Origin of the sequence: Gordonia cholesterolivorans, from assembly GCF_039531975.1 — a bacterium.
Taxonomy (GTDB): domain Bacteria; phylum Actinomycetota; class Actinomycetes; order Mycobacteriales; family Mycobacteriaceae; genus Gordonia; species Gordonia sihwensis.
Map to the genome: position 1 here is coordinate 91,070 of NZ_BAAARB010000003.1, position 12,841 is coordinate 103,910.

The window sequence follows — 12,841 nt, forward strand, 5'->3', positions numbered from 1 at the left end:
GGCCCGGTCGTCACCGGTTGCCGGGGTCCGGGGAACCGTCGTACGACTGTCCGCTCGCAAGCAGTTCGTCCAGCGACTCGGTGACGTATTCGGCCATGGCGGGGAGGTCGACCACCACGGCCCGGTCGGCGATGAAGGCGAACTGCACCTGGTTCGCGTACTCGTTGACACTGATGCCCAGAGCTCTCTGCGCGGCGAGCGTCGGAATGGTGAAGATTCCGGTGATGGGGATCCCGCCGACGAACTTGCGGCCGATCCGCTTGGCGCTCATCGAGATCGGCACGTTGTACGACCGCTGGAACAGGCCCGCGAACGCCCGCGTGGACCGGTCGGCGAAGGGCACCAGCCCGAACTCCGGAAGCAGGGGGCGCAGCCCCTGCGACATCCGCCGTGTGGACTGGGAGTAGCGATTCGCGAGACCGGCCACCTGCATCAGCCGGACGGCGGGTGCGTCCTCCCCCACCGGCAGGTCGGTGACGAACTCCGTCCCGCCGACCACGATCCACGAGCCGCTCGGCTCTCCTTCGACGGTGTCCGGATCGCGAGCCGCGAGCGGCATGGTGGCCCGCATCGTCTCGCCGTGGCCGACGGTGTCCTTGATCGACAGCGACCACCGGCGCAGCACGCCGGTGATGATGGCCAGCACCACGTCGTTGAACGAGCACTCGAAACGGTTCGCCACCGCCTCGAGATCGCGGCGGGACACCGACGAGAAGGCGAACAGCCGCGACGACGTGGTGACCGCGTTCAGCGGGCTGTCAGGGGCGGAGTTGACCATCTGAGAGACGGCGTCGCCGACCAGACGGACCGATTTGTCGGCCACCGACCAGAGATCGGCGACCGGGCCGTTGCCGCGCAGCAGGGTGTCGACCATCTCACCGGGCCGGGCCATCGCCTCGGCCAGCGCTCCGACGGTCAGCGAGGCCGCACCGGGCGGCCGCCGCGGCATCCACAGATCCTCCGCCATCGGGGCGGCGTCCGCGACGTCGTCGCAGATCACCTCGCTCAATTCCGGGTTGCCGGTGCCGCCCAGCAGACAGCGGTGCGTCTTGGTCAGGATCACCGACCGGCCGCGGCTGAGTCCCTCGATCAGGTACATCTCCCACAGCGGCCGGGTCCGGTCGAGTGGGCGCGACATGAGCCGCGAGACCAACTCCTGCAGTTGTTCGGAGTCACCCGGCTGCGGCAGCGCGGACAATCTGATGTGGTAGTTGATGTCGAACTCGCGGTCGTCCACCCACACCGGACGCGCCAGCCCGAGCGTCACCTCGGTGATCACCTGGCGGTACCGGGGTGCCGCCTGCAGTCGGTTCTCCACCAGCGAGACGAGCGAGTGGTAGTCGATCCCGGTCGCGTCGTCCTTCCGAAGCTTGCTCGGGTCGAGGATCAACAGCGCTCCGAGGTGGGCGGTCGTCCCCGCCCCGTCCAGGAAGTAGAACATCGCCTCGTCCGGCGACAGCCGATTCACCATGATGCGTCGAGTTTATGCCGACCGCGGGCGTCCGCGGAATCATCGCCGGCGCGTCCTCACACCACGGCCTCAGACGATCGCGAACTCGACGATCACCCAGCGTTCCGCGATCCGGCGCGGTCCGCCCCGCGACGGCAACGGCACCGACCGGATCTCGATGCGGCCGGCCACCGCACGCACTCGGCGTCCCCGCACGAAGGTGCCGAAGTAGGCGGCCTGGCGTGGTCCACCGATCTGCAGGTGGACACGCAGCAGCCGCGCCGTCTCAGCACTCCCCGACGGCCCGGCCCGATGCTGGAGCAGTGAGCCCACCTGCGATTGCACCTCGGCCGAGACCGTGCGCAGCAGATGGTCCACCGGTCGGCGACCGTCGAGCACCTCCAGCATCTGCTGCAACGCGTACACCGTCGCCGACCGCGCTGCACCGGCACGGTCCGCATCCGTCCGCTCAGCGCCGTTCCGAACCGGCGGCGCCGGCCGGTCGACGATCCCATTACCCCCGAGTGTGTTCACCGTCATATCTATCGGACGCACCCGGGGCGGGTTCGGTTCCGCGACGCGCCGAGAGCACGGCCGACCCCCGTCCGCTGCAACCCCCTGCAACCGTTGCGCCCCGCCGGCGGTGGGCGCACGCTCGTTTCCGGACAGGTGACTCACATCACAGTCCACACTTCCCGTTCCGACGCTCAGAAGGAGCACCGATGAGAGCCGCACGCTACTACGACCGCGGAGACGTCCGCATCGAAGAGATCGACCCGCCGGAGGTCGGGCCCGGCATGGTCGGCATCGACATCGCCTGGTGCGGCATCTGCGGCACCGACCTGCACGAGTACGCCGACGGCCCGATCTTCATCCCGCCGGCCGGACATCCGCAGCCGATCAGCGGCGAGAGCGCTCCGGTCACGATCGGACACGAGATGTCGGGCGTCGTCTCGGAGGTGGGCGACGGCGTGACCGATCTGGCGGTCGGCGATCACGTGGTCGTGGAGCCCTACATCCTCGCCGACGACGTCGATACCGGTCCGCACAGCCACGACTACCACCTGTCGCGAGACATGAACTTCATCGGACTGGGCGGCTGCGGTGGCGGACTCGCAGAGAAGATCGCGGTGAAACGGAGGTGGGTGCATCGGATCGACGCATCGGTACCGCTCGACCAGGCCGCGCTGATCGAGCCGCTGGCGGTCGGTTTCCACGCCGTACAGCGCAGCGGCGCGCAGTCGGGTGCGATCGCGCTCATCACCGGCGCCGGACCGATCGGCCTGCTCACCGCGGCCATCTGCCGGGCGCGAGGCATCTCGGTGATCATCAGCGAGCCGAGCCCGCTGCGCCGAGCCAAGGCCGCGGACACCGGAGTCGCCGATCACGTGCTGGATCCCGCGGCGCAGGACGTGGCCGCCCGGGTATCGGAGCTCACCTCCGGACGCGGCGCGGACGTCGGTTTCGAATGCACGTCGGTTCAGCCCGCGTTCGACACCCTGCTCGATGCCGTGAAGCCGACCGGGGTCGTCGTGGTGGTGTCGATCTGGGGCAGCCCCGCCGGACTGGACATGCAGAAGCTGGTGCTGAAGGAGATCGACCTGCGCGGCACCATCGCCTACGTGAACTCTCATCCCGAGACGATCGCGCTGGTGGAGAGCGGCGAGATCGATCTCGCCCCGTTCATCACGGGCAAGATCGACCTCGCCGATCTGGTCACCGAAGGCTACGACACCCTGCTGCACCGCAACGAGACCGCCGTGAAGATCCTGGTCTCGCCGTCCGGCGCGGGAGTGTGACCGTCAGCGCTTCTTGCGCGACTTCGGAGGCTTGTTCGACGGCTTGGCGCCCGAACGGGCGGCGGCGCGCCGTTCGCGACGGCTGCCGAGCACCTCCGACGGAGTTCCCGAGGCATGCTCCTCGACCTCGGAGAGCACCTCCGCGTCGCCGGTCTCCGACGGCCCGCTGTAGGTCATCGCCGGTTCGGCGCCGTCGGCGGCCTCGTCGCCGCCGAAGGCCGCTCCGGCCAGCATGTCGCTGACCGACGTGCCCAGCGCCGGAGCCGGGGCCTGCGTCTCCACCTGTGCGTTGAAGATGTAGGTGACGGCCTCTTCCTTCATGCCCTCCAACATGCCCTGGAACATGTCGTAGCCCTCGCGCTGGTACTCCACCACCGGGTCGCGCTGAGCGACCGACCGCAGGTGGATGCCCTCGCGGAGGTAGTCCATCTCGTAGAGATGATCGCGCCATTTGCGGTCCATGACCGTGAGCAGGATCGACCGTTCCAGTTGACGCATCGCGCCGTCGCCGGCGATCTCCGCCAGTTCCTTCTCGCGGCGGTCGTAGGCGGCGAGCGCGTCGTCGACCAGCACCTCGCGCAGTTGCTCGCGGGAGATGTCGTCGCGTTCGCCGTACTCGTTCTCGCCGACGACCCGCTTGGGATCGAGCGCGATCGGGTACAGCTTCGACAACGCCTCCCACAGCGTCTCGAGGTCCCAGTCCTCGGCGTATCCGACCTCCGTGGCACCGTCGACGTAGGCACCGACCACGTCGCGGACCATCTCGCGCACCTGATCCCGATGATCCTCGCCCTCGAGGATCTCGCGGCGCTCGCCGTAGATGACCTTGCGCTGCTCGTTCATCACCTCGTCGTACTTGAGGACGTTCTTGCGGATCTCGAAGTTCTGCTCCTCCACCTGCGTCTGCGCACTGCGGATGGCGCGGGTGACCATCTTGGCGTCGATCGGGACGTCGTCGGGCAGGTTGAGGCGGGCCATGATGGTCTCGAGCGCGGCGCCGTTGAACCGCCGCATCAGTTCGTCGCCCAGGGAGAGGTAGAACCGGGACTCGCCGGGGTCGCCCTGGCGGCCGGACCGGCCACGCAGCTGATTGTCGATGCGGCGCGATTCGTGACGCTCGGTGCCGAGGACGTAGAGTCCGCCCACCTCACGGACGTCGTCGGCCTCCTTGGCGGCCTCGGTGCGGGCGATCTCGATCGCCTCGTCCCACGCCGCCTCGTACTCCTCGGGAGTGTTGACCGGGTCGAGTCCCGCCTTGCGCAGCCGGGTGTCGGCGATGACGTCCGGGTTGCCGCCCAACACGACGTCGGTGCCTCGGCCGGCCATGTTGGTGGCCACCGTGACCGCCCCGAGCCGACCGGCCTCGGCGACGATCTGTGCCTCCTGCTCGTGGTACTTCGCGTTGAGGACGGTGTGCTTGATCTCCCGCTCGGCCAGCAGCCGCGACAGGTACTCCGAGCGCTCGACGCTCGTGGTACCGATCAGGACCGGCTGGCCCTTGGCGTTGCGCTCGGCGATGTCGTCGACCACCGCGTAGAACTTGGCCTCTTCGGTCTTGTAGATCAGGTCGGTCTGGTCCTTGCGGATCAGCGGACGGTTGGTCGGGATCGGCACCACGCCCAGCTTGTAGATCTGCTGGAACTCGGCGGCCTCGGTCTCGGCCGTACCGGTCATGCCTGCGAGCTTCTTGTACAGGCGGAAGTAGTTCTGGAGGGTGATCGTGGCGAGAGTCTGGTTCTCGGCCTTGATCTCGACCCCTTCCTTGGCCTCGATCGCCTGGTGCAGGCCCTCGTTGAAGCGCCGGCCGTCGAGCACACGCCCGGTGAACTCGTCGACGATCATCACCTCGCCCTTGCGGACGATGTAGTCCTTGTCCTTGTGGAAGAGCTCCTTGACCTTGATCGCGTTGTTCAAGTAGCCGACGAGCTGTGAGTTCTCCGGCTCGTAGAGGTTGTCGATGCCGAGCCGGTCCTCGACGAAGGAGACACCGGCCTCGTGGACGCCGACGGTCTTCTTCTTGATGTCGACCTCGTAGTGGACGTCCTTCTCCAGCAGCGGCGCGATGCGCGCGAACTCGGCATACCACTTGCTCGACGAGTCGGCCGGGCCCGAGATGATCAGCGGGGTGCGGGCCTCGTCGATGAGAATCGAGTCGACCTCGTCGACGATGGCGTAGGCGTGTTCCCGCTGCACCAGGTCTTCGAGTGAATGCGCCATGTTGTCGCGCAGGTAGTCGAAGCCGAACTCGTTGTTGGTGCCGTAGGTGATGTCGGCCGCGTACGCCTCACGACGCTGATCGGGCGACATGCCGGTCAGGATCACCGCGGTCTCGAGACCGAGGAAGCGATGCACGCGGCCCATCCACTCCGCGTCGCGCTTGGCGAGGTAGTCGTTCACGGTGACGACGTGCACGCCCTTGCCGTTCAGCGCATTCAGGTACGCCGGGAGAACACAGGTCAGCGTCTTGCCCTCACCGGTCTTCATCTCCGCGATGTTGCCGAAGTGCAGCGCCGCGCCACCCATGATCTGCACGTGGAAGTGCTTCTGGTCGAGGACGCGCCACGCGGCCTCACGAGCCACCGCGAAGGCCTCGAGCAGCAGATCGTCGAGTGTCTCATCGCCCTCGAGCCGCTCGCGGAACTCGACGGTCTTGCCCCGCAGTTCGTCGTCTGAGAGCGCTTCCATCTCGTCGGAGAGCGCCTCGACGCTCGTCGCGATAGCGTCCAGGCGCTTGACCATGCGGCCTTCGCCCAGTCTGAGCAGCTTGTTGAGCACCGGCAATCCTCTGGGTTCACGTTTCGATTCACCGTCGCGCCCCGCCGAACCGTCGACGTGGCGGACAGACCTCGGTCCATGGTACGGGTCCGTCGTCTACGACGCCGTATGCAGGCATGTCCGACCGGCACTGCATCGCACATGACGTCAACGATTGTTGACGCGCTCGGCGACGCGTGGTGAACGCGACGGTGGCCGCCGCCCGGTCAGGGCGACGGCCACCGCTGCTGCGACGAGACCTCAGGCGAGCCTGATGAGTCCGTAGTCGAATGCGTGACGGCGATAGACCACCGACGGCTTGTCGGTCTCGCAGTCATGGAACAGGTAGAAGTCGTGACCGACGAGTTCCATCTCGTAGAGCGCCTCGTCCACCGACATCGGCGACGACGGGTGATCCTTCACGCGCACCACCTGACCGGGCGAGTGGTCCTCGACACTGTCCTCGAACGGATCCGGGGACGGCGCAGGCGTCTCGGGACGCAGGTGCGGCGCGTCGGCCGCCGCCTCGGCGAGCGAGGTGGGACGGTGCATCCCGTCCTTGCGGATCCGCTTCCGGCTCTTGGCGCGGCGCAGCCGCTTGTGCAGCTTGTCGAAGGCCAGCTCACTGGCGGCGTAGAAGTTCTCGCCGGCGGCCTGTGCGCGGATCACCGGACCGCGGCCACGGCCGGTGATCTCGACGATCTCGGCGCTCTTGGACTGCCGTGGATTCGGTTCGTGGTACAGGACCACTTCGAAGCGGAAGATCGTGGGGTCGAAGTGCTCGAGCCGGGAGAGCTTGCTGCTCATGTAGACCCGGAAGTGATCCGGTATCTCCACGTTCCGGCCACTCATGACGAGCTCCGCCTTCAACTCGCCCGCGTCCGACGTGTCGACGGTGGACGGCAGCTCGAAAGCGGCTTTGAGGTCGACGCGTTCAGCGGGTGCGGCTTTCGACTCGCGCTGTCCCTTGCGGTGAACGACCGTCATATCGACATCCTCCTCAGGTTGCTCCCGTCCGGAATCGAGACCGGATCGGGGTACCAATTCGCTAGTCGCGCAACCACATTCAGGTAGCGGTTTGGCGCGATGGGCAGTGACCCGCTGAGCTGAAGCGGAGGATCTACCGCGCTCGTGAACACATCGGCGCGGTGGAAAAGGCTTCCTCACCTCCCGGCACTCGATGTTCATCACTGCCACTTCCGAAGGTATCCGCAAACTCCGGTTCCGGCCACGTTTTGCCGATCATGCACCCGCCAGAACCACCGCTCCGGTCACAGCGGCACCGGAACGCCGAAGGCGTCTCACCGCTTGCGCGACGGTCGCGCCGGTGGTGAGGACGTCGTCGACCACCACCACCGGTACGGCGGGCCCGGCACCGGCGCCGACCAGCGCGGACGGCAGTGGACGGCGCAATCGCACCGCTCCCGCGAGGTTCGCGCCGCGCGCCCCGGCCCCCAGCCCCGCCGAGTCTCGCGTCCAGGCCGCGGTCACCAGCGCCGGCACCACTCGGACGCGGCCGCCGAGGACGTCCGCGGCCTCGCGGGCGAGCGCGGTCACGGTGTCGCCTCCCCTGCTCCGGGCCGCCCACGCCCGCGTGGGTGCGGGGACGAGTGCGAGTCGATCGGAGGCGGGCAACTCACCCCACTGTGCGAGCGAGAGGATCCCGTCGGCCAGAACGCGGCCCAGAACGGGCGCGAGATCGCGTCGGCGATGCTCCTTGAGGTTCACGACGGCTGACGCCATCGGTCCGCCGTACCGGGCCATCGCCCATACAGGCACACCCGGATCCACACGCGGAGACAGCTGCCGCGGCACATCGTCGAGTCGAGCCCGGCAAGCGTCGCACCACGGCGTTCCCGGGCGCCCGCACCCTCCGCACTCCCGCGGCACCGCGAGGTCCGCCAAGGCCGCCAACACGGCTCGGGAGCGTGCCCGATCACCCGCCATGCCCGAGCATCGTCCTCCTGCGATGCCGGACTGTCACCCGGTTGTTCCACAGCGACCGCCGGTCAGCCGCCGGGGATCACCGGCCTCGTTCCCGGTCCGGCATCGGGGCCCAGCGCGGTCCAGTACTGATCCGGCCGGATCTGGCCGGTGCCGATCTGCTGGATACCGCGATTGTCCGAGACGTACACCGTGGTCGACGATGCCGCGACGTCCACCAGCGGCGGCTTGAGGTTGCCGCTGACCATCGCGACCGGCTGCGTGCCGACGATCGACGTCTTCCACACCGGGCTGTCGCCGCCGTTCACCGCGAAGTACATCGTCTTCGACGACGACCAGGCGATACCGATGCCGGTGCCCGCCACCTCCGGCGCCAGCAGGTAGACGCCGGTCAGTGCCGGCACGCCGACATCGTTCACGGACAGCACGGCGAGCAGGAGCCGGCCGCCGACCACCAGGGCCACGCGCACGCCGTCCGGTGAGACCTGCAGACCGGTGATCGGCCCCGGCGCCACCGCGCGGACCTCCGCGGTGTCGATGGACTCGATCCGCGTGCCGTCGCCGTCCGACATCCAATGGATCGGACGGCCGTCGACCACCGCGTATCCGGTGGCGGGATCCGGCCCGAAGGACGGCGTCGTCACCGAGGCGCCCGCGGCCACCTCCACGGCATCGCCGCCGTACGGCCCCACCAGCAGCACCCGGCGACCGCCGCGGTCGGCGACGGCGGCACTTCGGCTCATATCCGCGGAGATGGCCGCCGACTGGAGGTCGTGGGCGGCGCCGAGTGCGCCGTCGACGGGTACCGCCCGGTTCCCGGTGAGCCTGGCCAGGCCCCCGTCGCGCACCAGGTGCACCGGGTCGACGGCGCGCTTCTCCGGCTCGGGTTCGAAGGTGCTGACATCGGCGGTGTGCCAGCCCTCGTCGCGGCCGGGAACCAGCGGAGCGCCGTCTGCGGTGATCCGGTACGTGCCCGAGAACCCGGCGTAATCGAGGGTCCAGACGATCTGCGCCGCGAGAGTGGTTCGCGCCTTCTGGTCGCCGTCGGCGACGTTGCCGAGCGGAACCGTCACGACGTCGCCCTTGGTGGTGACCGGTCCGGCGGCGGCGCTGCCGCGCGCCGCTCCCTGGCTCACCGCACCGGCGAGTTCGGGCGCCGGACCCGCCAGCAGCCGGTTGACCAGGACGCTCGCATCGAGTTCGGGACCGAACAGCCAGCGCGGGTCGGCCACCAGCCGGCTCAGCGTGCGATCGGGGAAGAACAGGTCGGCCTGCCGATACGCCGTGAGGAACTGCGACGAGTCGGTGACCGATCCCACGGGCGGGTCGCCGCTGATCCGCCACGTCCCGCCGCTCTGCTCAAGCGACAGCGCCATCACCCAGTCGCCCGTGACGGGCCGGAGCGTGCCGCCGGGCGACAGCACTCCCGTCTTCTCGCCGGTGACCCGGAGTCGGACCGCGTCGTCGGTGCGCTCGTCGACGGTGACGCCGACGTCGCGGACCACGGTCATGTCTCCCTGGTCGTCCCATCGTTGGCTGGCGCCCGCGGTCAGGAACTTGCGCGCCGCCCGATGCCCGGCGGTGGGGTCGGACATCGCCTTCACGAAGTTGCGCGCGACGGTCTCCGGGTCGTCGCCCCGTCGGGGCGAGGGCACGATGTTGGTCGGCCGTTTGCGGTCGAACGCCTGGATGGGCTGCGGAGACGAGGAGTCCGGAATGTCGACGCATCCGGTGAGAACCATCGTCGCGGACAGCAGCAGCGCGACCAGCACCGCGACCCGCCTCATCGGGGAGTCTCCCCGATCGGCTTCAACGGCAGCGGGCTGCCGAGGAGCTTGTGGCCACGAACCAGCGGCAGCGTGAGGCGGAAGCAGGAGCCCTCCCCCGGCGCTCCCCAGGCCTCCAGTCGGCCCTGGTGCAGACGGGCGTCCTCGATGCTGATCGCCAGGCCGAGGCCCGTGCCGCCCGAGCGCCGCACACGCGACGGATCCGATCGCCAGAATCTGTTGAAGACGAGTTTCTCCTCTCCCGGACGCAGGCCTATCCCGTGGTCGCGGACGGTGATCGCCACCGCGTCGCCGTCGGAGCGCATGGTGAGCGTGACCGGCTTGTGCTCGCCGTGATCGATGGCGTTGGCGAGCAGGTTACGCAGGATCCGCTCCACCCGGCGCGGATCGATCTCGGCCATCACCGGCTCCGTCGGCATGTCGATGATCAGGTCGCTGCCCGTCTCGGCGGCCAGTGGAGCCACCGTGGAGACGGCCGCGTCGATGGGCACCGCGATGTCGAGCTTCTGTGCCGCCAGCTCCGCCATCCCCGCGTCGTGACGCGAGATCTCCAGGAGCTCGGTCAGCAGCGTCTCGAACCGGTTCAGTTCCTTGTCGAGCAGTTCCACCGAACGGCGCTGCACCGGGTCGAGTCCCTCGCGGTTGTCGTAGAGAAGGTCGGCGGCCATCCGGACCGTGGTGAGCGGCGTGCGCAGCTCGTGGCTGACGTCGGAGGTGAACTGCCGCTGCAGCCCGCCGAACTCCTCGAGGTGGTTGATCTGACGGGAGAGGCTCTCGGCCATGTCGTTGAACGAGACCGCCAGCCGCGCGAACTCGTCCTCGCCGTGCACCGGCATCCGCTCGGAGAGACGGCCGTCGGCGAAACGCACGGCGATCCGGGTCGCCGACCGCAGCGGTGCGATCACCTGTCGGGTCACCAGCCAAGCGATCGCCGCGAGCAGACCGAGCAGCACCACCGCACCGGTCAGCAGCGTTCCGCGCACCAGCGACACCGTGTTCTCCTCGGTGCCCAGGGGGAATACGAGGTAGATCTCCAGCCCCTGGATCGGGCTCTCCACCGGGGAACCGATCACCAGCGCGGGGACAGTGCCCCCGGCCTGATCGATGGATGTGTACTGGAAGGCGACCTGGCCCCCGGCCACCATCTTGCGCAGGGCGGTCGGCACGTCGCGCACCGGCCCCACCGCGATCTCCTGCTCGTTCGGCTCGCCGGGAACCACGAGCACGGAGTCGAACGAGCCGGCGACCGACGACGTCTGCGGCGACTCGGTGTCCTGGTCGGTGAGCAACGATCGCGCTCGGGCCAGCCGATTCTGCACAGCGGTGTTCGATTCCCCGCTGCTCAGCACCCGTTCCACCACCGCGCGCATCCGCGCGATCTCGTCGGTGGCGACTTCCTCCTTGGCATCCAACAGGCGCCCGGTGATCTGACTGATCAGGACGAAACCGAGAATCAGCAAGACCACGAAGGACAGAACCAGCGTCGAGACGATGACTCGCGTCTGAACCGAGCGGCGCCAGATCTGTCCGGCCATCCGTCCGACGGTCGCCGCGGCGCGCCGGACCGCTGTGATGAGGCGTTCGATCGGCCCCCGGTGAATCCGGCGGCCACCGATCACGGCGGACCGGCCTTGTAACCGACCCCTCTCACGGTGAGCACGATCTCCGGGTTCTCCGGATCGATCTCGACCTTGGCGCGCAGCCGCTGGACGTGGACGTTCACCAGACGAGTATCGGCGGGATGCCGGTAGCCCCACACCTGTTCGAGGAGGACGTCACGGGTGAACACCTGACGGGGCTTGCGCGCCAGCGCCACCAGAAGGTCGAACTCCAGCGGAGTCAGCGAGATCGGCACCCCGTCGCGGGTGACCTTGTGCGCCGGGACGTCGATCTCCACCGGACCGATCGCCAGGAGTTCGGCCGGATCGTCCTCCGTGCGCCGCAGCCGGGCTCGGATGCGCGCGACGAGTTCCTTCGGCTTGAACGGCTTCACCATGTAGTCGTCGGCACCGGATTCCAGGCCGAGCACCACGTCGACGGTGTCGGACTTGGCGGTCAGCATCACGATCGGCACACCGGAGTCGGCGCGGAGCACCCGACAGACATCGATGCCGTTCATTCCCGGCAGCATCAGGTCGAGCAGGACGAGGTCGGGTCGAACCTCGCGCACCGCGGTCAGCGCCTGCGTCCCGTCTCCGACGACGAACGGCTCGAAGCCTTCGTTCTTCAGAACGATCGTGAGCATCTCGGCGAGAGCGGCGTCATCGTCAACGACCAGGATGCGTGGCTTCATGCCTGCCATGGTGTCACTTCTGCCGCGGATAGCGCGGCGCGACACGCCTTGCCGCGCAGGTCCGGGCGGCGTGCGGCGCGCCGCATCCACGTGGCGCAGGCGACTGCCTAGACTGTCCGCGTGGGCATTCTGGTTGCTGTCGAAGGTCTCGACGGTGCGGGCAAACGCACCATCGTCGGACGCCTCGAAGCCGCTGCGATCGACCGTGGCGCGTCGGTCCGGACGCTCGCGTTCCCCCGCTACGGCGAATCGATCACCGCGGACCTCGCCTCGGAGGCGCTGCACGGACGGCACGGTGATCTCCGGGACAGCGTCTACGCGATGGCCCTGCTCTTCGCCCTCGACCGGGCCGCGGCACGGCGTCAACTGCACGACGCCCTCGCCGGGAACGACCTCGTCATCTGCGACCGCTACACCGCGTCGAATGCGGCCTACAGCGCTGCGCGCCTGGGTGCGGGCGCCGCGTCCGAGGTCGTCGACTGGGTCGCCGACCTCGAGTTCCGACGGTTTCAACTCCCGGTTCCCGACCACCAGTTGCTCCTCGGAGTGCCGCCGGAAGTCGCGATGGGCCGCGCCAGCGGTCGCGCGGAGACCGAGGCCGACCGACCCGTGGACACCTACGAGCGCGACGCCGACCTGCAACACGCCGTCTACCGCGTCTACGGCGAACTCGTGCAAGCACAGTGGATGTCGACCTGGTCGTGGGCCGACGGCGACGCGGCCGTCGACGCCGTTCTCGCACAGCTCGGGTAGTCCGGAGCCGGCCGCAGGGAGCCGGCCGCAACGAACGACCGCCGCCGGTCGGGAGAGCTCG

At 68.7% G+C, this 12,841-nt stretch carries 10 protein-coding genes; 2 read left to right on the forward strand and 8 right to left on the reverse strand.

Annotated elements, in window-relative coordinates; all coding sequences use genetic code 11:
• Positions 1–10: 10 nt before the first annotated feature.
• Together ABFX36_RS03800 and ABFX36_RS03805 are read right to left on the reverse strand one after the other, a co-directional pair.
• Entirely contained in the window at positions 11–1,471 is a 1,461-nt protein-coding gene (locus ABFX36_RS03800) for a wax ester/triacylglycerol synthase family O-acyltransferase (RefSeq protein WP_006895555.1), read from the reverse strand.
• A gap of 69 nt (positions 1,472–1,540) precedes the next feature.
• Entirely contained in the window at positions 1,541–1,990 is a 450-nt protein-coding gene (locus tag ABFX36_RS03805) for an Rv3235 family protein (RefSeq protein WP_260868579.1), read from the reverse strand.
• Positions 1,991–2,172: 182 nt separating this feature from the next.
• On the opposite strand from ABFX36_RS03805, the gene ABFX36_RS03810 reads away from it, so the two are divergent.
• Positions 2,173–3,249 carry a 2,3-butanediol dehydrogenase gene (locus ABFX36_RS03810; protein ID WP_346074990.1) on the forward strand — a complete coding sequence of 359 codons (1,077 nt, stop codon included), beginning with the start codon at positions 2,173–2,175 and terminating at the stop codon, positions 3,247–3,249.
• Positions 3,250–3,252: 3 nt separating this feature from the next.
• Here ABFX36_RS03810 and secA read toward each other — a convergent pair whose 3' ends face one another.
• From secA to mtrA, 6 genes are all read right to left on the reverse strand, one after another.
• Positions 3,253–6,024: a preprotein translocase subunit SecA gene (gene secA / locus ABFX36_RS03815; protein WP_346074992.1), complete on the reverse strand. Its 2,772-nt coding sequence runs from the start codon at positions 6,022–6,024 to the stop codon at positions 3,253–3,255.
• A 240-nt stretch (positions 6,025–6,264) separates the two neighbouring features.
• Positions 6,265–6,990 carry a ribosome hibernation-promoting factor, HPF/YfiA family gene (hpf, locus tag ABFX36_RS03820; RefSeq protein ID WP_346074994.1) on the reverse strand — a complete coding sequence of 242 codons (726 nt, stop codon included), beginning with the start codon at positions 6,988–6,990 and terminating at the stop codon, positions 6,265–6,267.
• 255 nt (positions 6,991–7,245) lie between these two features.
• A complete protein-coding gene (locus ABFX36_RS03825; RefSeq protein ID WP_278124703.1) occupies positions 7,246–7,950 on the reverse strand; it encodes a ComF family protein in 705 nt (234 codons plus the stop codon).
• 62 nt (positions 7,951–8,012) lie between these two features.
• Positions 8,013–9,734: an LpqB family beta-propeller domain-containing protein gene (locus ABFX36_RS03830; protein ID WP_045537187.1), complete on the reverse strand. Its 1,722-nt coding sequence runs from the start codon at positions 9,732–9,734 to the stop codon at positions 8,013–8,015.
• Positions 9,731–11,269, reverse strand: a complete 1,539-nt coding sequence (gene mtrB / locus ABFX36_RS03835) for an MtrAB system histidine kinase MtrB (protein WP_346074997.1) — start codon at positions 11,267–11,269, stop codon at positions 9,731–9,733. Before mtrB ends, ABFX36_RS03830 begins: the two co-directional genes overlap by 4 nt.
• A gap of 80 nt (positions 11,270–11,349) precedes the next feature.
• Positions 11,350–12,036 carry an MtrAB system response regulator MtrA gene (mtrA, locus tag ABFX36_RS03840; RefSeq protein ID WP_006895563.1) on the reverse strand — a complete coding sequence of 229 codons (687 nt, stop codon included), beginning with the start codon at positions 12,034–12,036 and terminating at the stop codon, positions 11,350–11,352.
• A gap of 111 nt (positions 12,037–12,147) precedes the next feature.
• On the opposite strand from mtrA, the gene ABFX36_RS03845 reads away from it, so the two are divergent.
• Positions 12,148–12,780: a dTMP kinase gene (locus ABFX36_RS03845; RefSeq protein WP_346075000.1), complete on the forward strand. Its 633-nt coding sequence runs from the start codon at positions 12,148–12,150 to the stop codon at positions 12,778–12,780.
• Positions 12,781–12,841: the final 61 nt, after the last annotated feature.

Excerpts from the sequence above, each read along its gene's own strand:
- ABFX36_RS03800 (WP_006895555.1), bottom strand. The coding sequence starts at position 1,471 with ATGGTGAATCGGCTGTCGCCGGACGAGGCGATGTTCTACTTCCTGGAC.
- ABFX36_RS03805 (WP_260868579.1), bottom strand. The coding sequence starts at position 1,990 with ATGACGGTGAACACACTCGGGGGTAATGGGATCGTCGACCGGCCGGCG.
- ABFX36_RS03810 (WP_346074990.1), top strand. The coding sequence starts at position 2,173 with ATGAGAGCCGCACGCTACTACGACCGCGGAGACGTCCGCATCGAAGAG.
- hpf (WP_346074994.1), bottom strand. The coding sequence starts at position 6,990 with ATGACGGTCGTTCACCGCAAGGGACAGCGCGAGTCGAAAGCCGCACCC.
- ABFX36_RS03825 (WP_278124703.1), bottom strand. The coding sequence starts at position 7,950 with ATGGCGGGTGATCGGGCACGCTCCCGAGCCGTGTTGGCGGCCTTGGCG.
- ABFX36_RS03830 (WP_045537187.1), bottom strand. The coding sequence starts at position 9,734 with ATGAGGCGGGTCGCGGTGCTGGTCGCGCTGCTGCTGTCCGCGACGATG.
- mtrB (WP_346074997.1), bottom strand. The coding sequence starts at position 11,269 with ATGGCCGGACAGATCTGGCGCCGCTCGGTTCAGACGCGAGTCATCGTC.
- mtrA (WP_006895563.1), bottom strand. The coding sequence starts at position 12,036 with ATGGCAGGCATGAAGCCACGCATCCTGGTCGTTGACGATGACGCCGCT.